The 20016-nt window shown below is 61.2% G+C and carries 18 protein-coding genes; 9 read left to right on the plus strand and 9 right to left on the minus strand.

Features of this window, described 5'->3' with window-relative positions:
• Window positions 1-54 precede the first annotated feature (54 nt).
• Both JNO51_RS11880 and gcvA read right to left on the minus strand, forming a co-directional pair.
• Window positions 55-276, minus strand: coding sequence for a hypothetical protein (locus JNO51_RS11880; protein WP_215777453.1), 222 nt, complete (start codon window positions 274-276; stop codon window positions 55-57).
• Between the two features lie 101 nt (window positions 277-377).
• A complete protein-coding gene (gene gcvA / locus JNO51_RS11885; RefSeq protein ID WP_215777455.1) occupies window positions 378-1361 on the minus strand; it encodes a transcriptional regulator GcvA in 984 nt (327 codons plus the stop codon).
• Window positions 1362-1607: 246 nt separating this feature from the next.
• On the opposite strand from gcvA, the gene glmS reads away from it, so the two are divergent.
• Genes glmS through JNO51_RS11915 form a run of 6 tightly spaced genes read left to right on the plus strand, consistent with a single transcriptional unit; the run spans window position 1608 to window position 7827 of the window.
• Window positions 1608-2051 carry a methylaspartate mutase subunit S gene (gene glmS / locus JNO51_RS11890; RefSeq protein WP_215777458.1) on the plus strand — a complete coding sequence of 148 codons (444 nt, stop codon included), beginning with the start codon at window positions 1608-1610 and terminating at the stop codon, window positions 2049-2051.
• Window positions 2048-3439 carry a methylaspartate mutase accessory protein GlmL gene (glmL, locus tag JNO51_RS11895; protein WP_215777461.1) on the plus strand — a complete coding sequence of 464 codons (1392 nt, stop codon included), beginning with the start codon at window positions 2048-2050 and terminating at the stop codon, window positions 3437-3439. The genes glmS and glmL overlap by 4 nt, the downstream gene beginning before the upstream one ends.
• Window positions 3440-3450: 11 nt before the next feature.
• Window positions 3451-4899, plus strand: a complete 1449-nt coding sequence (locus JNO51_RS11900; protein WP_215777463.1) for a methylaspartate mutase subunit E — start codon at window positions 3451-3453, stop codon at window positions 4897-4899.
• Window positions 4896-6146, plus strand: coding sequence for a methylaspartate ammonia-lyase (locus JNO51_RS11905; RefSeq protein ID WP_215777465.1), 1251 nt, complete (start codon window positions 4896-4898; stop codon window positions 6144-6146). Before JNO51_RS11900 ends, JNO51_RS11905 begins: the two co-directional genes overlap by 4 nt.
• Entirely contained in the window at window positions 6143-7513 is a 1371-nt protein-coding gene (locus tag JNO51_RS11910; RefSeq protein ID WP_215777466.1) for an acyclic terpene utilization AtuA family protein, read from the plus strand. Before JNO51_RS11905 ends, JNO51_RS11910 begins: the two co-directional genes overlap by 4 nt.
• Entirely contained in the window at window positions 7510-7827 is a 318-nt protein-coding gene (locus JNO51_RS11915; RefSeq protein WP_215777467.1) for a DUF4387 domain-containing protein, read from the plus strand. Before JNO51_RS11910 ends, JNO51_RS11915 begins: the two co-directional genes overlap by 4 nt.
• 176 nt (window positions 7828-8003) lie before the next feature.
• Here the strand turns inward: JNO51_RS11915 and JNO51_RS11920 are convergent, their stop codons facing one another.
• Together JNO51_RS11920 and JNO51_RS11925 are read right to left on the minus strand one after the other, a co-directional pair.
• Window positions 8004-8255 (minus strand): hypothetical protein, encoded by a 252-nt coding sequence (locus JNO51_RS11920; protein WP_215777469.1) that lies wholly within the window; start codon window positions 8253-8255, stop codon window positions 8004-8006.
• 98 nt (window positions 8256-8353) lie between these two features.
• On the minus strand, window positions 8354-8611 hold the full coding sequence (locus JNO51_RS11925; RefSeq protein ID WP_215777471.1) for a hypothetical protein: 258 nt from the start codon (window positions 8609-8611) through the stop codon (window positions 8354-8356).
• A 192-nt stretch (window positions 8612-8803) separates the two neighbouring features.
• Between JNO51_RS11925 and galE the strand changes: the two genes are divergently transcribed.
• The gene (gene galE, locus JNO51_RS11930) at window positions 8804-9817 is read left to right on the plus strand and encodes a UDP-glucose 4-epimerase GalE (protein WP_215777473.1); all 1014 of its coding nucleotides are present in this window, start codon (window positions 8804-8806) and stop codon (window positions 9815-9817) included.
• Between the two features lie 54 nt (window positions 9818-9871).
• Here galE and aroC read toward each other — a convergent pair whose 3' ends face one another.
• The 5 genes from aroC to JNO51_RS11955 all read right to left on the minus strand — a co-directional run bounded on the left by aroC (window position 9872) and on the right by JNO51_RS11955 (window position 17550).
• The gene (gene aroC, locus JNO51_RS11935) at window positions 9872-10960 is read right to left on the minus strand and encodes a chorismate synthase (protein WP_215777475.1); all 1089 of its coding nucleotides are present in this window, start codon (window positions 10958-10960) and stop codon (window positions 9872-9874) included.
• A gap of 75 nt (window positions 10961-11035) precedes the next feature.
• Window positions 11036-11956 carry an alpha/beta fold hydrolase gene (locus JNO51_RS11940; RefSeq protein ID WP_215777478.1) on the minus strand — a complete coding sequence of 307 codons (921 nt, stop codon included), beginning with the start codon at window positions 11954-11956 and terminating at the stop codon, window positions 11036-11038.
• A 118-nt stretch (window positions 11957-12074) separates the two neighbouring features.
• Window positions 12075-12968 (minus strand): DMT family transporter, encoded by an 894-nt coding sequence (locus JNO51_RS11945; RefSeq protein WP_252346077.1) that lies wholly within the window; start codon window positions 12966-12968, stop codon window positions 12075-12077.
• 91 nt (window positions 12969-13059) lie between these two features.
• Window positions 13060-15687, minus strand: a complete 2628-nt coding sequence (gene pepN, locus JNO51_RS11950; RefSeq protein ID WP_215777480.1) for an aminopeptidase N — start codon at window positions 15685-15687, stop codon at window positions 13060-13062.
• Between the two features lie 72 nt (window positions 15688-15759).
• Window positions 15760-17550: a M61 family metallopeptidase gene (locus tag JNO51_RS11955; RefSeq protein ID WP_215777482.1), complete on the minus strand. Its 1791-nt coding sequence runs from the start codon at window positions 17548-17550 to the stop codon at window positions 15760-15762.
• Window positions 17551-17953: 403 nt separating this feature from the next.
• Between JNO51_RS11955 and ccoN the strand changes: the two genes are divergently transcribed.
• Together ccoN and ccoO are read left to right on the plus strand one after the other, a co-directional pair.
• On the plus strand, window positions 17954-19378 hold the full coding sequence (gene ccoN, locus JNO51_RS11960) for a cytochrome-c oxidase, cbb3-type subunit I (protein WP_215777484.1): 1425 nt from the start codon (window positions 17954-17956) through the stop codon (window positions 19376-19378).
• 20 nt (window positions 19379-19398) lie between these two features.
• On the plus strand, window positions 19399-20013 hold the full coding sequence (gene ccoO / locus JNO51_RS11965) for a cytochrome-c oxidase, cbb3-type subunit II (RefSeq protein WP_215777486.1): 615 nt from the start codon (window positions 19399-19401) through the stop codon (window positions 20011-20013).
• Window positions 20014-20016: the final 3 nt, after the last annotated feature.

A 20016-nucleotide genomic window follows, 5' to 3' on the forward strand; every position in this document is an offset into this window, starting at 1 on the left:
CTGCCCGGCACGGTCATCTCACCGCCCGAAGTGCTGTCGGCTCAGGGACCCGTGTCAGCGCTTGCGCCCCGGCAGGAACCACATCACCACGGCACCAAGACATCCCCCGACCATGGACGCCACCACCATGCGCACGACGTCGATGCCCTGCACTGCGCTGCCGGCCCGCCACAGGGTGACACCGTTGAGCACGATGAACAGCAGGCTCAGGATGACGAAGTGCTTGAGGACAAAAAAGCGGAAGGTCGGCTTGCCAGCGGGATGCGATTGCGTCATGGGGGCTCCAGTGAAAACAGGCGGCGCCCAAAGCGCCGCCTCGCCATTGTAACGGTTGTTCGTGACGTTTTACTGCAGTGGATCAAGCTTGCTGCAGGTGTTCAGCGCCCGGCAACCACCACCCCGCAGCCCGCTTCCACGCCGCCTTCCCCCTCCTCACCCGGCATGACCGCCACGCAAGGGGTGGCCTGACGGTAACGCTGCGCCTTGTCCACCAGCCATTGCATGAAGATCTGCAATGCGGCCGAGGTGCTCTTGCGCTCCGGATAGACCAGGTAGTAACCGCGTTCGCTCTTCATCGAATGGGTGCAGGGCACCAGCAAATCCCCCGAGGCCAGTTCGCCCAACACGAAGAAGCGCGGCACCAGCGCCACCCCCAGTCCGGCCCGTGCGGCTTCTACCAGCATGGAGAACAGCTCGTAACGCGGGCCGCGCATGGCATTGATGTCGGCAATGTGCAGCATGTCGAACCACTGATGCCAGGCATCCGGGCGCGCCGACTGGTGCAACAGGGTGAAGCGCTTGAGGTCGTGCGGGTCGAGCGGCAGCTTTTCCTTTTCCAGCAGCTTCGGGCTGCATACCGGCACGATCTCTTCGCCGAACAGGAATTCGGCCACGGCCCCCGGCCAGACCGGATCGCCAAAGTGAATGGCGGCATCGAACGGGGTATCGGTGAACATGAACGGTTCTGCGCGGGTGGTCAGGTTGAGGGTGATTTCGGGATGCAGGCTGTTGAATTCGCCCAGGCGTGGAATGAGCCAGCGTGTGGCAAAAGTGGGAATGACCGCCAGTTCCAGGACCCCGCCCGCCCCTTCATGCGCCATCACCGACAGCGTGTCGCGCTCCAGCCGGGCCAGGTGTTCGCGTATCTGTTTGGCGTATTGCTGCCCGGCATCGGTCAGGCTGATGCGCTTCTTGATGCGGTTGAACATCGGCACACCGAGATACTGCTCCAGCCCGGCGATCTGGCGGCAAACCGCGCTCTGGGTCAGGTTCAGCTCGGCAGCGGCGCGGGTGAAGCTCAGATGGCGTGCCGCCGTTTCAAAAGCGATCAGCACATCTGTACCAGGGATTTTGCGGCGCATGGCAGTTCATTCCAAAAATGCACTATGTAGTGATTTTATATCGTTTGCTTCATAAGCGGGAACTAATAAAAATGGGAGCAACAGAAGTATTCGAGTTTGCTCATACAGAGTTGATGCGCCGCACGCACTAACCCATGCAAATTAGGCATCACCCGCGCAAACCCGGATGCAAAGGAATTATCAGCATCCTGCCGGTCCGACACAAGCCGACCGACAGAAGCCAGACACATCACAGGGAGATTTGTCATGCAAGACACCATCGTCATTGGCGTTATCGGTTCCGATTGTCACGCTGTCGGCAACAAGATTCTGGAAAACGTGTTCGCCCGCGCCGGCTTCAACGTCATCAATCTGGGCGTGATGGTCAGCCAGGATGAATACATCGACGCTGCCATCGAAACCAACGCCAAGGCCATCCTGATCTCCTCGATCTACGGTCACGGCGAAATCGACTGCATCGGCATGCGCGACCGCTGTACCGAACGCGGTCTGGACGGCATCCCGCTGTTTGTCGGTGGCAACCTGGTGATCGGCAAGCGCGAATTCAAGGATGTGGAAGTGATCTTCAAGGGCATGGGTTTTGACCGCGTCTTCGGCCCGGATGTCGATCTGGAACAAGTGGTTCAGTTCCTGCGCCAGGACATCGCCACTTACACCCGCGAACATCTGGCTGTTGAGGCTGCAGCATGAAAACCGTCTCCATCGATATCGGCTCCACCTGGACAAAGGGTGCGTTGTTCGAGGTCGGGGATCGAAAGCTGCAACTGCTGAAACGGACGGTCCATCCGACCACCGTGCAACATCTGGCCAATGGCTTCTATCAGGTGCTCAATGAGCTGCTGAATGACGACAACGCCATCGAACGCATCCGCTCGGGTGAAATCACGCTGAACTACTCCTCGTCGGCCAAGGGTGGCCTGGCGGTGGCAGCCCTCGGGCTGGTACCGGCCATCACCCTTGAATCGGCCCGGGTCGCCGCCTACTCCGCCGGTGCCAAGATCACCCAGGTTTTTGCCTATCGCATGAACCGGTCTGACATCCGCGCGCTGGAACAGAATCCGCCGGACATCCTGCTGTTTGCCGGCGGGACGGATGGCGGCCACTTTGACACCATTCGCCACAATGCCTCGCTGCTGGCTGCCTCCGCGCTGGACTGCTCTATCGTCTACGCCGGCAACCGTGCGGTACAGGACGAAGTCACCGACCTGCTCGGCGACAAGGATCTGGTGGTGGTGGAAAACGTGCTGCCGGCACTGGATCAGCAAAACCCGGATCCGGCCCGCGAGGCCATGCGTTCGATCTTTCTGTCGCGCATCGTCAAGGGCAAGGGCCTGGACGAAATCATTGCCGCCACCGGCTCCGAACCGGTTCCGACGCCTTATGCCGTATATGAGTTCACCCGGCATATCCAGGAAAACGTCCCGGGCTGGAACGACTTCATGTTGCTCGACATGGGGGGGGCCACCACCGACGTCTACTCTTCGCACAACCAGTGCCCGCCGCCGGGAGCGATCCAGCGCGGTCTGCCGGAACCGCTGATCAAGCGCACGGTGGAAGGCGATCTGGGGATGCGGGTGTCGGCCGAGGCCGCCAGCGAAACCGGCGAAGCGCTGATTGCCGAGCATCTGGAGCATGATCCGGCACTGATCACCGCCTTCCACGACTATGTGGAAAAGGTGACCGCCGAACCGGATTACCTGCCGGACGACGCCACGGGCAAGCGTTTTGACACCTTGCTGGCAGGAGCCTGCGCAGCCTATGCCTGCGAACGGCATGCCGGGCGCTCGACCCAGGTCTACACGCTGGAAGGCACGGTCGACGTGCAGACCGGCCGTGATCTGACCGGCGTAAAGAAGGTCATCGGCTCCGGTGGCTGGCTGTCGAACAGCAAGGATTTCAATGTCGGCGAGTGGATCCGCGAACGCAAGGTCGACAGCAAGGGCAAGACCGTGCTGCTGCCGGCCGAGGTCGAGTACTTCCGCGACGAGCAATATCTCTTTCCGTTGCTTGCCAACGTGGCAAGAAACTACCCAGAGGCTGCCGCCTTTACCGGTGTCAGCATGCTGGCGCAATCATGATGGGAAACACCATGGAACTGATCAACAAGAAAATCGAGCTGTCGGACTTCCTGGCAGAACGCGAACAGGTGCTGATGACCTGGCCGACCGGCAAGGACGTCAAGTTCGCTGATGGCGTGAAGTACCAGCAATCGCTGCCGGAGCACAAGCGCTTCGCGGCGGTCCTGAAGAAGGCCGACGACGAGGGCAAGACCCTGTCGCAACCGCGTGCCGGCGTGGCACTGGTTGATGAGCACATCGCGCTGCTGCAAGGTCTGCAGACCGCCTGCGATCTGCTGCCCTCCACCATCGATGCCTATACCCGTCTGAACCGTTACGACGAAGCCGCCAAGGGCATCGCCAAGTCGCGCGAAGCCGGCACCTCGCTGCTCAACGGCTTCCCGGCGGTCAACCATGGTCTGGAAGAATGCCGCCGTGTGGTCGAAGCGGTCGACAAACCGGTGCAAGTGCGCCACGGCACCCCGGATGCCCGCCTGCTGGCGGAAATCACCCTGGCCGGTGGCTTCAGCGCCTACGAGGGTGGTGGTATCTCCTACAACATCCCCTACGCCAAGAAAGTCTCGCTGGAGAAGTCGATCCGCGACTGGCAATACTGCGACCGTCTGGTCGGCCTGTATGAAGAACATGGCGTGCGCATCAACCGCGAACCGTTCGGCCCGCTGTCCGGCACCCTGGTGCCGCCGTTCATCTCGCACTCGGTGGCCATCATTGAAGGGCTGCTGGCGCTGGAACAGGGCGTGCGCTCGATCACCGTCGGCTACGGCCAGGTCGGCAACATGGTGCAGGACATCGCCGCCATCCGCGCCCTGCGCGAACTGGCTGACGAATACTTCCGCGCCGCCGGCTTCGACGACTTCGAACTGACCACGGTGTTCCACCAGTGGATGGGCGGTTTCCCGGAAAACGAATCGATGGCTTTCTCGGTGATCTCCTGGGGCGGCGCCATTGCCGGCCTGTCGGGTGCCACCAAGGTCATCGTCAAGACCCCGCACGAAGCCCGCGGCATTCCGACCATGGAAGCCAACCGCGCCGGTCTGAACGCCACGCGCCAGATTCTGAACATGGTGCAGGATCAGGTGTTCCCGAACAGTGATGCGCTGGCCTTCGAAGTGGATCTGATCAAGCGCGAAGTGCGCGCGGTCATGAGCAAGGTATTCGAACTGGGTGAAGGCGACCTGGCCGTCGGTACCGTGCGTGCCTTCGAAGCCGGCGTGATCGACGTGCCCTTCGCCCCTGCCGCCTGCAATGCCGGCAAACTGCTGCCGGTGCGCGACAACCACGGTGCGGTCCGTGTCTTTGAAGCCGGCAATGTGCCGCTGCCGCAAGACGTACTGACCCTGCACCGCGACCTGATTGCCGAACGTGCCCGTGCCGAAGGCCGTGACCCGTCGTTCCAGATGGTCGTTGACGATATTTACGCTATTTCCAAGAGTACCCTGATCGGGAGACCGGCAAAATGAAAATTATTCGCGCATTGTTTGTAGCAGGCTATTCCTCCTTCTACTTCGACGACCAGCAAGCCATCAAGAATGGTGCCGGTCATGACGGCTTCAACTACACCGGTGCACCGGTGACCCCGGGCTTCCGCGCCGTACGTCAGGCGGGTGAATGTGTCTCGGTCCTGCTGCAACTGGAAAACGGCGCCATGGCCGTCGGTGACTGCGCCGCCGTGCAATACTCCGGCGCCGGCGGCCGCGACCCGCTGTTCCTGGGCGAACAGTTCGTGCCCTTCCTGGAAAAGCACATCAAGCCGCTGCTGGAAGGCCGTGATGTCGGCACTTTCCTGGAAAACGCGCGCTTCTTCGACAACCTGCAAGTGGAAGGCAAGCGCCTGCATACCGCCATCCGCTACGGTCTGACCCAGGCCCTGCTGGATGCCACCGCCCTGTCGACCGGCCGCCTGAAGGCTGAAGTGATCTGCGCCGAATACAATCTGCCGGTGATCGCCGAACCGATCCCGCTGTTCGGCCAGAGTGGCGACGACCGCTACAACGCCGTCGACAAGATGATCATCAAGGGCGTGGATGTCCTGCCGCACGGCCTGATCAACAATGTGGAAGAAAAGCTGGGCTTCAAGGGTGAAAAGCTGCAGGCCTACGTCAAGTGGCTGGCCGAACGCGTCAAGCAACTGGCCCCGGACAACAGCTACCGCCCAGCCCTGCATATCGACGTCTACGGCACCATCGGCCTGATCTTCGACAATGACCCGATCCGCGTGGCGCAATACATTGCCGGTCTGGAAGACTTCGCCGGTGGTCTGGCGCTGTACATCGAAGGTCCGGTCGACATGGGCGAGAAGGCTGCCCAGATCGAGTGCATGGCCAAGATCACGGCCGAACTGACCCGCATGGGCTCGCCGGTCAAGCTGGTGGCCGACGAATGGTGCAACACCTACGAAGATATCGTGGACTTCACCGATGCCAAGTGCTGCCACATGGTTCAGATCAAGACCCCGGACCTGGGCGGTATCCACAACATCGTCGACTCGGTGCTGTATTGCAACCAGAACGGTATGGAAGCCTACCAGGGCGGCACCTGCAACGAGACCGACGTCAGCGCCCGCACCTGCGTCCACCTCGCCGTGGCCGCCCGTCCGATGCGCATGCTGGTCAAGCCGGGCATGGGCTTCGATGAAGGTCTGAACATCGTTTACAACGAAATGCACCGCACGATTGCCCAGCTCAAGGCAAAAGGGAGCGCAAAGTGAAACCCGCATTCAAAATCCTGTCGCCGACCGCGATTCTGGGTTATGGCTTCCCGGAAGAAAGCTTCCGCCGTGCCATCGCCGAAAAACCCGACCTGATCGCCGTTGACGGCGGTTCCTCCGATCCTGGCCCTTACTATCTGGGCGCGGGCAAAGCCTTTACCGACCGCACTGGTGTCAAGCGCGACCTGCGCTTCATGATCACCGAAGGGGTGAAGAACGGCATTCCGGTGGTCATCGGCACCGCCGGGGGGTCCGGCGCGGCACCGCATCTGGAATGGTGCCGCCAGATCATCCTGGAAATCGCCGCCGAAGAGCAGCTGAGCTTCAAGATGGCGGTGATCCCGACCGATGTCTCCAAGGAGGCCGTCCATGCGGCGCTGGATGCCGGCAAGATCGAGTCGCTGGAATTCGTGCCGCCGCTGACCCACGAAGCCATCGACGCCACCACCAATCTGGTGGCCCAGATGGGTGTGGAACCGTTCATCAAGGCCCTGCAGGCAGGGGCACAGGTGGTGCTGGGCGGTCGTGCCTATGATCCTTCCTGCTTCGCCGCCCTGCCGATCATGCTGGGTTACGATGAAGGTCTGGCGCTGCATTGCGGCAAGATTCTCGAGTGTGCCGCCATCGCGGCCACCCCGGGCTCGGGCTCCGACTGCGCCATGGGCATCCTGGACGAAACCGGCTTTGTGCTGAAAACCTTCTCCGATGAACGCAAGTTCACCCCGGAATCGGCTGCCGCCCATACCCTGTACGAGAAATCCGACCCCTATCTGCTGCCCGGCCCGGGCGGCGTGCTGAACCTCAAGGGCTGCAAGTTCGAAGACATCGGCAATGGTCAGGTGCGCGTCACCGGCTCGCGCCACGAACACACCCCCTACAAGGTCAAGCTGGAAGGCTCGCGTCCGATCGGCTACCGCACCGTCGCCATCGCCGGTGTGCGAGACCCGATCATGATCGCCTCGATCGAGGAGATCCTGCAGGCCGTGCGTGCCCGCGTCGAAAAGAACCTCGGTGCCAACGCCGATGCCAGGGTGTTCTTCCATATCTATGGCAAGAACGGTGTGATGGGCGATCTGGAACCGGTCAAGCAGACCCAGACGCATGAACTGGGGATCGTCGTGGAAGTGGTTGCGCCGACACAGGAAGCGGCCGATACCGTCTGCTCGCTGACGCGTTCCACGCTGCTGCACTACGGCTATCCGGGTCGTGTCGCCACCGCCGGCAACCTGGCGCTGCCGTTCTCGCCGTCGGATATCCGCGCCGGCGTGGTGTACGAGTTCTCGGTTTATCACCTGATGGATCTGCCGCAGGAAGAGCTGTTCCCCTTCCACATGCAACAGGTCACCCCGCAAGGAGTTTCGGCATGAAACACGGCATTCTCGATATCGCGCGCGTCGTGCGCTCGAAGAACTCCGGACCATTCGAGCTGGTGCTGGACGTGATGTTCAAGGATCACACCATCTACGAAACGCTGCGCGAGACCCGTCAGTTCACCAAGGAACGCGTCGCAGCCGCCTACGGCATCGCCCCGGAGGATATCCATAACATCGTCTGGTTTGCCCCGGCCCATGCGGTCAAGGTGGTGATGCAGCGTCGCATTGTTTCCGGTGCACCGGGCGACTCGGATGTCTATGGCGCCCAACAGCATGCCCCCCTGCTCGGGCTGACTTTCGAGCTCTGAGCCAAAAAGCGCGGGCCTCTCCGGCCCGCGCTTTTTTTGTTTCCTCCGCGCGTCTCACCCGCATCCCCGGCAGAAAGATGACCGCAAGGAAAACCTGCCCCATTCCATGCCCGGCAGACAGGCTCGCAGCACAATGACCATACCGACTGATTGCATTGTCATCCAAGAGTCTGATCCTACCCCCTCAGCCGGACATGCTCGATGAGATAACGCCACTGGCACTGCTCAATCTGCGCCTGATGCTGCCTGTCGCGCTCGGCGCGCTCGTCCCCGCGGAGATGGGCATAACCTTGCAGGACCCGCACCGAACGCAGGCAAAAGCGCCGGACAGATTCGCTGCGACGCTCGGCACTGGCAACCTCTGCCAGCACGGGCTCACCCAGCAGCCAAAGCAGACTGGCCAGCACAGCCATCTGAAGATGTTTCATCATCATACTCACAGGCTGGCCACGCTTTGCCGGCACCGAGGGTCGGCGGGTGGCCGAAAAGAAAAAGCCCCGGACCTGGCCGGGGCGAATGTGAGCCATCAGCGTGCGGCCGCGCCGTGCTCGACCATGTAACGCCGGTAGCAGTCCTCGATCACCTCGCTGAATTCACGGTCTCGCGACGCGCGCTCGGCCGAGGGCAACTTGGCATAGTTCAGCCGGGCCTGGACAATACCGGTGCAATGACGGTTGATCTGCAGATTGCGTTTGTTGAGCTCGTCGGCACTGGCCTGGACCTGAGCCAGGGAGACGCCGCTGAAGAGCGCCAGCGTCATAAACAGGCAAGACAGTTTTTTCATTTGCAGCTCCTTTTTTAAAGATCAATCTTAAACAAACTGTTTAAGCATAGACGTTATAAAACTGCAAAATCCACGACGTCAAGTCGATGCAACCTGCGGCCAATCCTCTGCTCTCCGACTACATAAGCCCCCACAGAACGGGTAAAATAGGCCGATGCCAACCAAGGCTCATCCCGACAGGACACTTCATCCATGAGTAGCATTCTGGTCACCGGCGGTGCCGGCTATATTGGCAGTCATACCCTGCTGGAGCTGATGGCAGCCGGTCACCGCGTGCTGGTTGTCGACAACTTCAGCAACAGCAAACCGGCAGTTCTGGAGCGTGTCGCCCAGCTGAGCGGCCAGCAGGTGGCCTTCCGGCAGCTGGATCTGCTGGATCGTCCGGCACTGCAGCAATTGTTTGAGCAGCATGCCATCGATGCGGTGATTCACTTTGCCGCCCTCAAGGCGGTCGGCGAGTCGGTGGCCCAGCCGTTGCGCTACTATCACAACAACCTCACCGGCACGCTCAATCTGCTGGGCTGCATGCAACAGGCCGGGGTGCGGAGAATCGTCTTCAGCTCATCGGCCACGGTGTATCGCGATGCCGGGGGACAGGCCATCGGGGAGGACTTCCCGCTGGGGCCGACCAACCCCTATGGCCAGACCAAGCTGATGACCGAAACCTTCCTGCGTGATCTGGCCATCAGCGAAGGCGGCTGGGACATTGCCCTGCTGCGTTACTTCAACCCCGTCGGCGCCCATCCCAGTGGCCTGATCGGCGAAGACCCCAATGGCATTCCGAACAACCTGCTGCCCTTCGTCAGCCAGGTGGCGGTCGGCAAGCTGGCCGAGCTCAAGGTATTCGGCAATGACTACCCCACCCCGGATGGCACCGGTGTACGCGACTATCTTCATGTAGTGGATCTGGCGCGGGCCCACGTCAAGGCACTGGATCTGATCCGCGCACAGAGCGGGGTCCATACCCTGAACCTGGGTACCGGCCGCGGCTATTCAGTGCTGGAGATGATCCGCGCCTTCGAACGCGCCAGCGGCCGCAGCATCCCCTTCCGGGTGGCAGAGCGGCGACCGGGCGATATTGCCTGCTGTTTTGCCGACCCGACACGGGCGCAGCAGCTCATGGGCTGGCGGGCGGAATACGATCTGGATGATATGTGCCGCGATGCCTGGCGCTGGCAGCAGCAGAATCCGCAGGGATATAACTGAGACAAACCAAAGGGCCGGTCAGACTGACCGGCCCTGTCATTTTCAACCATCGCTTCAGGCAATACGCGGCGTATCGACCTTCACATCACCACACTGTGCACGGTGACGCAGCGCATGATCCATCAGCACCAGCGCCAGCATGGCCTCGGCAATCGGGGTCGCACGAATGCCGACACAGGGATCGTGGCGGCCGTGGGTTTCCAGCGTCACCGGGTTCCCCTGCCTGTCGATCGAACGCCGTGGCGTGGCGATGCTGGATGTCGGCTTGATGGCGATGGAAACGTCGATGTTCTGTCCGGTAGAGATGCCACCGAGGATGCCGCCGGCGTGGTTGCTGAGAAAGCCCTGCGGCGTCAGCTCGTCGCCATGCTCGCTGCCCAGCTGGGCAACGCTGGCAAACCCGGCACCGATCTCCACCCCCTTGACGGCATTGATGCTCATCATGGCATAGGCAATCTCGGCATCCAGCCGATCGTAGACCGGTTCACCCCAACCCACCGGGACCTTCTCGGCCACCACCCGCAAGCGTGCGCCCACCGAATCCAGACGCTTGCGAATACTGTCCATGTAGGCCTCCAGCGCGGGAACCGTGGCGCTATCGGCAGCAAAAAACGGATTGCGCGCCACTTCAGACCAGTCGGTGAACGGGATCTCGATGTCACCGATCTGGGTCATGTGGCCGCGAATCACGATGCCGTATTGTTCATGCAACCACTTCTTGGCAATGGCGCCGGCGGCGACGCGCACCGCGGTTTCACGCGCAGAAGAACGCCCGCCGCCACGCGGATCGCGCACGCCGTATTTGTGCCAGTAGGTGTAATCGGCATGCCCCGGGCGGAAGGTATCGGCAATATTGCCGTAATCGCGCGAGCGCTGATCGGTGTTGCGAATCAGCAGGGCAATCGGGGTCCCGGTGGTTTTGCCCTCATAGACACCGGAAAGAATTTCGACCTTGTCTTCTTCGCGGCGCTGGGTCACATGGCGGCTGGTGCCCGGCTTGCGCCGGTCCAGTTCCAGCTGGATATCTTCCTCGCCAAGCGCCATGCCCGGCGGACAGCCATCGACGACGCAGCCGATGGCCGGACCATGGCTCTCGCCGAAGGAGGTGACTGTAAACAACAAGCCGAAGGTGTTTCCCGACATCCTGGTTTCTCCATGATTCAAATCTGTTTTCAGCCGATTCTAGCATGCAGAGCGGCACACACCTGTCGGCAATCTTTACAGATTCTCCGCCACCTGGTCGTGGCGGCCGGCCAGCCAGTGCAGCACCAGGGGGAAATGTTCCTCGACCGCGTCGGGATGTGTCAGCAGGGAGGCATGGTCATAATCATGGCGGTAGCCGGTCTCCCGGCCGAGCAGATGCAGACGGGACAGGTGCGGCCCGGACTCATCGCGGAAACGTCGCACATCGTCGCGGTGCCCCAGACAGGGATCATCGGCCGCAGCGAAATACAGGGTGGGCGGCAGGGTGTGTCGTGCCGCCGCCGCGCCGTAATCGTAGCCGTCCACCGGATCGACCCAACGATCATCCTGAACCCAGCGATTGCTGTGACCATGGCTGGCGGCACTCTCGTTATCCGGCCCCAGCCCCATGGCGCGTGACGGCAGATAGCCGACCACCGAGACGATGGCACGCGCCAGATAGTTCCAGAACAGATCCACCTTGAGATAGCGCTGAAGATTGCGCACACGCACGCTGCGCTTGGAGGCGAAGTAAACACAGGAGGCGACATCGTCGATCAGCGCCGGGGCACGCAGCAACGCACTGTGCATCAGCACCCCGCCCCAGGAGTGCCCCATCCAGTGAACCGGTACCTGGCCCTTGATGGCACGAATGGCCCGATGTGCCGCCGGGATATCATCACGGATGCTTTCGGTCTGACCATGGCGCGCCCGGGCATCAATCCGCGGGGTGCTGCCCCCGCGACCGCGCAGGTCGAGCACGAACACATCGTAACCGGCTCGCGCCAGGTAATGCGCCAGCCCCTTGCCGGAGCTGGAATAGAAGATCCGGCCGTTGGCCATGGCACCATGCACCATCAGCACCGGCGCACCGGCCCCTTCGCGGTAGATCCGTTTGATGCGCAGGGTATCGTCTGCCGTCACCGGCACGTAGAGGTCTTGCTGCAAATTGTTCACGGCCATCCCATGGTCAAGTTCGATCGCCGTCTGACGCGGCAATTCAAGCAAACGCTTGAATGATTACCGTAGCCAGCGGCTGACGTCAAGCCATGGTCATTGGCCGTAGGCCGCCGCCTCAGCGGGACGACGGCGTGGCACGCCCTGCCGTCAACCAGGACAGCAGCGCCAGGGCCACGCCAATCATCAGCATGCCCGAGGCTTCGGGCGGATTGGGGACCTCCCCCATTTGCAGCCAGGCCAGCAGTACCGCCACGGCGGGGATCGCCAGCACATTCAGTCCGGCCATACCGGCCGTCAGCCGTGACAGCAAGACCATCCACAGCAACCAGCCCAGTCCGGAGGCCAGCACGCCGAGGTAGAGCAGCAGGCCGACCAGTGTCCAGCTGACATGCACGGGCGGTGCCGGGATCAGCCAGGCCAGCAACCCCAGCGGGATCAGCCCCCAAAGCATCTGCCAGAAGGTCAGCGCCAGGGTATCGACCCGGTGGGCCTTGCGCAGCAGCTTGGCTTGAACAGCCGCCAGCGCCCAGGACAGACCACTGGCCAGCGCCAGCAGATCGGGCAGCAGGCTGCCGTGCAAATGCCAGGGCTGAATGATCAGCACCAGACCTACGGCAGCCACCAGGACAGCGCCCCACTGCATGGACGACAAACGTTCATCCAGCGTGACGCGCGCCAGCAGCAGGGTCCAGAACGGCATGGTGTAGGCCAGTACCGAAACCTTGCCGGCACCGCCGGCCAGCAATGCCATGGTGGCCAGGGCGCCGAAGCCGGCAGTCTGCCCCATGCCGAGCCAGAAGGTCGGCCAGAAGGGGGTCGGCCGCACGCTGCGACCGGTCAGCAACAGGGCACACCCCAGGGTCACCAGACCAAGCAAGGTGCGCCAGAATGCCAGTTGCAAAGGTGACATATAGGGCAGGCCCAGCTTGCTGGCCGTCCAGCTGTATCCCCACACCAGCCATAGCCCGAGCAGCAGCATCAGGCTGGCGCCACGCGAAGGCGTTTTCACGGTATCTCCCCAAAAGCTTTGCCATTGAATGAAAAAACGGGCGTGATCGCGCACGCCCGTCCGGATGGCCGCCCCCGCAGGGGCGGCATGATCATGCCTGTTCGAGGTTCTTCGACACGATCTCGAACACGTCCTTGGACAGCTTGGCGGCCGCCATGCGTTCCAGTTCTGCCTTCATCAGGGCCTGACGCTGCGGCTCGACCTTCTTCCAGCGGTTGAAGGCCGCCACCAGGCGACTGGCCACCGACGGGTTGAGGGCATCAATCTGCAGCACCTGGTCGGCCATGAAGCGATAGCCACTGCCATCGGCAGCATGGAAATGCTGGATGTTGCGGCCGAAGGTCCGTTGCAGCGAGTAGACCTTGTTCGGGTTCTTGATCGAGAAGGCCGGATGTTCCAGCGCCCCCTTGACATGTTCCAGGGCGCAAGGAATCTGGCTGCTGGCCAGCAGGGCAAAATACTTGTCCATCACCAGCGGATCATCGATCCAGCGCTCGGAGAAGGTCAGCAGGCAGTCGGTACGCTCGGTCGAGTCACGATCGCGCAGGGCAAGCAGCGCGCCCATCTGGTCGGTCATGTTGTCGGCAGCCAGGAACTGCTTCTTGGCGGCCTCCAGCGGCCAGGCCTCATCCAGCAGGCACAGCATGGCCAGGGCATGGTTCTTCAGTGCACGGCGGCCGGCATCGGCAGGACGGTACTCACGGGTCTGGTTCAGCTCGAAGGTCGAGCGCCATTCGGCACGCAGTGCCTGCGCCAGCTGACGCAGCACGAAATCGCGCACGTGGTGGTTGGCAGCCGGGTCGGCGCCATCGAACCACTCCAGCATTTCACCCTCGCCCGGCAGGGTCAGCATCAGCGCCTTGAAGGCCGGATCGGCCAGGGTATCCTTCAGCACGGCGGCAAAGGCGGCGGTAAAGTGCTCCGGCACCACCAGGGCGCGGCCGGCCTGATGATCGGCCACCATCTGACGCAGCACACGCTGCGACAGGGTCTGCCCCGCTTCCCAGCGCGCAAAGGCGTCGGAATCGTTGGCCATCAGGAAGGCCAGCTGGGCATCGGTCAGGTCGATGTGCAGATTCACCGGTGCGGAGAAGTCACGCAGCAGCGACGGGACTGGTTCGCACGGCACATTGATGAACACGAAGCGCTGTTCGGCCTGCTTGATGTCCAGCACGCGGGTGGTGGCACCGGCGGTGCTTTCACCCTGCAGCTGCAGCGGCAGATCCTTGCCATCCGTTCCAATCAGGCCGAGCGACAGCGGAATGTGCATCGGCTGTTTGTCCGTCTGACCCGGGGTGGCCGGGCAGGACTGGCTGACATCCAGCTGATAGGTACGTGCGGCGGCGTCATACTGGCCCTTGACCGTCAGCACCGGCGTGCCGGCCTGACTGTACCAAAGGGCAAACTGGCTCAGATCGACATCGTTGGCGTCGGCCATGGCGGCGCGGAAGTCATCGCAGGTCACGGCATGGCCGTCATGGCGCTTGAAGTACAGGTCCAGGCCCTTGCGGAAGCCGTCACGGCCCAGCAGGGTCTGGTACATGCGCACCACTTCGGCACCCTTCTCATACACCGTCATGGTGTAGAAGTTGTTCATTTCGATATAGCTGTCGGGACGGATCGGATGGGCGGTCGGACCGGCATCTTCCGGGAACTGCATGGCACGCAGCCCCTTGACTTCCTCGATGCGCTTGACAGCGCGACTGGTCATGTCGGCACCGAACTCCTGATCACGGAAGACCGTCAGGCCCTCCTTGAGCGACAGCTGGAACCAATCGCGGCAGGTGACACGGTTACCGGTCCAGTTGTGGAAGTACTCGTGGCCAATGACGCGCTCGACACCTTCAAAGTCGAAGTCGGTGGCGGTTTCCTGGCGCGCCAGCACGTACTTGGTATTGAAAATGTTCAGGCCCTTGTTCTCCATGGCGCCCATATTGAAGTCGCCCACGGCCACGATCATGTAGATGTCGAGGTCGTACTCCAGGCCAAAGCGCTCTTCGTCCCACTTCATGGCGTGCTTGACCGCCTCCATGGCGAACAGCACCTTGTCCTGATCCGCCGGTTCGGTCCAGATTTCCAGCGCCACTTCCCGACCGCTCATGGTGATGAACTTGTCTTTCAGCGCGGTCAGCTTGCCAGCCACCATGGCAAACAGGTAGGACGGCTTGCGATACGGATCAACCCACTTCACCCAGCGGCGCTTCTTGTCGACCATCCCTTCGCCGACCTTGTTGCCGTTGGACAGCATGGCCGGGAACTTGACCTTGTCAGCCACGATGGTGGTGGTGAACTTGGCCATCACATCGGGACGGTCCAGATAGTAGGTGATCTTGCGGAAGCCTTCCGGCTCGCACTGGGTAAACAGATTGCCATTCGAGGCATACAGCCCCATCAGGCTGGTATTCCTGGCCGGCTCGATTTCGGTTTCGACTTCAAGGATGAAGCTGTCCGGCACATTGCGGACGGTCAGCTGGTCATCGACCAGCTGATAGCGGTCTTCGCCCAGGGCCTGGCCATCCAGAACCACGCCGGTCAGTCGTGCCGAACCATCGAGCACCAGATCAGCGGCCGTCTCGGCCGCCGGATTGCGATTGATCACCAGGCGCGAGGAAACCCGCGTCAACTCGTCTTCGATATCAAACTTCAGATCAACCCGGTCTACCAGAAAAGCGGTCGGGCGGTAATCATGGCGATACTTGACTTGAGGCTGGAGTGTCATTTTCAAACTCACTTTTACGAGGTCGATACGGCAGGGCAGATGCGCTGCCAACCATCCGCTATGCTGCGGATTTCACTGAGCCGGCCAGGGGCCGGTTTTTTTCATCAGGGACAAACGGCAGACATCGGGCTGCTGAGCCAGCGGAGTCACGCTCAGCGTCAGCAGTTCGTCGCGACGGAAGGCATGCACGCTGACACGCTGACCCGGCACCAGACGGGCCTGCATCTTGTCGGCATCGGTGACACGCAGACCGTCAACGGCCACGATGACATCGCCGCCGGACAGACCGGCCGCCTGGGCGGCCCCGCCATCCCAAACCTGCTGCAGACGCACGCCCAGGGCGTCGGCCGTGGCCTTGATGCCCAGCGTCGCCCGCGGTGTTTCCGGTGCCGGCTTAGCTGCACCAAAGCCCCCCCGGTCTGAGGGCGAGGCAGCCAGATCCAGGCTGAGCGTCACGCCCTGGGTCGCCAGCAACTCGGCCAGGGGCAGATCCCGCGTCGAACGCAGTGCATGTTCGAAGAAGTCCGTCAGGTCGAGGCCGGTGGCCTCGGCAGCCAGTTTTTCCCACTCATCCTCGGCAATGCCGGCGCCATCCCGTAGCCATTTTTCCCACATGTGGCGCATGACATTGTCCAGAGACTTGGCCCCACCGGTCTTGTCGCGAATCAACAAATCCAGTGCCAGCGCCACCAGGGCACCCTTGGTGTAATAGCTGACGATACTGTTGGGGCTGTTCTCGTCCTGGCGGTAATACTTGGTCCAGGCATCAAAGCTGGACGCTTCCAGTGTCTGCTTGGTACGACCATTGCCGCGCAGGACGCCGGTGATGGTTTCAGCCAGCAGGCCGAGATAGCGTTCGCGGTCGATCAGACCGCTGCGCAGCAGTGCCAGGTCGTCATAGTAAGAGGTGATGCCCTCGAAGGCCCACAGCAGGCGGGTGTGATTTTCCCGTGTCAGGTCATAGGGCTGGAATACGGCCGGCTTGAGTCGCTTGACGTTCCACGAGTGGAAATATTCATGGCTGATCAGACCCAGCAGGCGCAGATAGCCATCACTGACCGCCTTGACCCCGGGTTGCGGCAGATCATCGCGTTCGGCCATCAGCGCGGTAGAGCTACGGTGCTCCAGCCCCCCATAGATCTCTTTGCCGGCCAGCAGCATGAAGACATAGCGCTCGAAGGGGGCCGGCTCGCCAAACAGACGGATATGCCATTCGCAAATTTTCTTGACATCACGCGCCAGGCGCTTCAAGTCGGCGGTAAAGTGGCCGGCGATGACAAATTCATGCGGCACGCCACAGGCCTTGAACGACACGGTCTGGAAGGTACCGATCTCGACCGGGTGATCGATCAGCTCATCGTAGTTCTCGGCCCGGTAACGGCCAAATCCGCCGCGCTTTTGCTTGTCGGCACGGGGCGTGAGACTGGTGGCGACCCGCCAGTCCTGGTAGCCCTTGCCGCGCGGGGCCTCGATGTCGACTTCACAGCGACTTTGCTCATAGCCCTCGACCGACAGGAACACGCTGGTGCCATTGAAAAAGCCGCGTTGCTGATCGAGATAAGCGCCGCGCACCGACAGATCGTAGGCATACACCTGATAGTGCAGGGTCAGCGGTCCGCTGACCGGATCGGCTTGCCAGCTGTGCTTGTCCAGCTGGTGCAGCGCCACCGCCTGCCCTTCGCTCTCGGCACGCAGTGTCACGATATGGCGCGCAAACTCGCGAATCATGTAACTGCCGGGAATCCAGGCTGGCAAATGGAACAGCTGACCTTTTTTGGCGGGCTGACTGACGGTGAGGGAGACTTCGAACAGATGTGCTTCGGGCGACAGGAGACGAATGCGATAGAGAACGGGCACCGACATGAGAAACCATCCTGCAATGCAAAAACGGCATTCTAACATTGCTAATGGCATTGTGCTGGGCGCCAAAAGAAATTGATGCAGGTCAACTAATGTCGACACCATGACATTATACTGCAAATGTTGTTGGTATTAGTTTAATAACAAAGCAAGCCTGCAAGCCGCCGGGGTCAATGAACCTTGCGATTTTCATGACCACTGAAATTCGCTGGTGTTTGGCGAATGTTAATAGAATAACGGCATAGGCATTACGGGATAAATTCGGTTCGCTGCTTGGCGAACCAAGGGATATGTCTCAACGAGGAATCTGCCGGACATCGGATCGCGGGTAATCCCGGTCAGATGTCTTCTGCGGCGTTGCAGTGTTTTTCACGTTCTGAGTTCGCAACCTTGGAGAAAACCATAAATGGAAACGCAATCCACTTATAATTATAAGGTGGTGCGCCAGTTTGCCATCATGACCGTTGTATGGGGCATAGTCGGCATGCTGGTGGGCGTCATTATCGCGGCCCAGATGGTGTGGCCGGAGCTCAATTTCGGGCCCTGGTTCCACTTCGGTCGTCTGCGCCCCTTGCATACCAACGCGGTGATCTTTGCCTTCGGCGGCAGTGGCCTGTTCGCTACCTCGTATTATGTGGTTCAGCGCACCTGCAACGTCCGGCTGATCTCCGACAAACTGGCAGCCTTCACCTTCTGGGGATGGCAATTCGTGATTGTCTGTGCGGCCATCTCCTTCCCGCTCGGCATTACCTTCGGCAAGGAATACGCCGAACTGGAATGGCCGATCAAGATCATGATCGCCGTGATCTGGGTGGTGTACGCCATCGTGTTCTTCGGCACGCTGGCCATCCGCAAGGTCAAGCACATCTACGTCGCCAACTGGTTCTACGGCGCCTTCATCCTGGCGGTAGCCCTGCTGCACATCGTCAACAGCGCCTTCATCCCGGTGACGTTCCTGAAGTCCTACTCGGCCTACTCCGGCGCCGTCGATGCCATGGTGCAATGGTGGTATGGCCACAATGCCGTGGGCTTCTTCCTGACCGCCGCCTTCCTCGGCATGATGTACTACTTCGTCCCGAAACAGGCCGGTCGCCCGATCTACTCCTACCGTCTGTCGGTGGTGCACTTCTGGGCGCTGATCTTCACCTATATGTGGGCGGGTCCGCACCATCTGCACTACACGGCGCTGCCTGACTGGACCCAGTCGCTGGGCATGGTGTTCTCGCTGGTGCTGCTGGCACCGAGCTGGGGCGGCATGATCAACGGCATCATGACCCTGTCCGGCGCCTGGCACAAACTGCGTACCGACCCGATCCTGAAGTTCCTCATCGTTTCGCTGTCGTTCTACGGCATGTCGACCTTCGAAGGTCCGATGATGTCGATCAAGACCGTGAACGCCCTGTCGCACTACTCCGACTGGGGTATCGGCCACGTGCACTCCGGTGCGCTGGGCTGGGTGGGCTTCATCACGATCGGTGCCATCTACTACCTGATCCCGCGTCTGTGGAACCGTGAAGAAATGTTCAGCATCAAGCTGATCGAAGTGCACTTCTGGATTGCCACCGTCGGCGTGGTGCTCTACATCGCCTCGATGTGGATTGCCGGTGTGACCGAAGGTCTGATGTGGCGTGCAATCAACCCGGACGGCACCCTGACCTACGCCTTCGTGGAAGTGGTCAAGGCAGTTCACCCGTACCTGATCGTCCGGACGCTCGGCGGCCTGTTCTATCTCGCAGGCATGCTGATCATGGGTTACAACGTGTTCCGCACCATCAATGCAGGCAAGGCTGTCGACGCCAAGATCCCGGCGCTGGCTGGCCAAGGCCACTGAGCGGAAAGGCAGAATAAAAAATGGATAAGATCCAGAAACTTGTCGAAGAACATGTCGGCTTCCTGATCGTGTTCACCCTGATCGTGATCAGTATTGCCGGCCTGGTGGAAATTGTTCCGCTGGCCTTCCAGAAATCCACGACCCAGCCGATCGCCGGTCTCAAGCCGTACAGCGCGCTGGAGCTGACCGGTCGTGACATCTATATCCGCGAAGGCTGCTATGTCTGCCACTCGCAGATGATCCGTCCGTTCCGCGCCGAAACCGAGCGTTACGGTCACTACTCCGTCGCCGGCGAATCGGTGTACGACCATCCGTTCCAGTGGGGCTCCAAGCGTAACGGCCCGGATCTGGCCCGCGTTGGTGGCCGCTACTCCGACGAATGGCATCGTGTCCACCTGATGAATCCGCGTGATGTCGTGCCGGAATCGAACATGCCGGCATTCCCGTGGCTGGCCAAGAATCTGGCGGATTCGGATGACGTTCAGGCCAAGATGCGTGCCCTGCGCATGGTCGGTGTTCCGTACACCGATCAGGACATCGCCAATGCCAAGTCGGAAGTCGAGGGCAAGTCCGAAATGGATGCGCTGATCGCCTACCTGCAAAGCCTCGGCCTTGCACTGAAGAACGTGCGTTAAGCC

The sequence above is a fragment of the Paludibacterium sp. B53371 genome, assembly GCF_018802765.1.
In the GTDB taxonomy this organism is placed as follows: Bacteria; Pseudomonadota; Gammaproteobacteria; order Burkholderiales; family Chromobacteriaceae; genus Paludibacterium.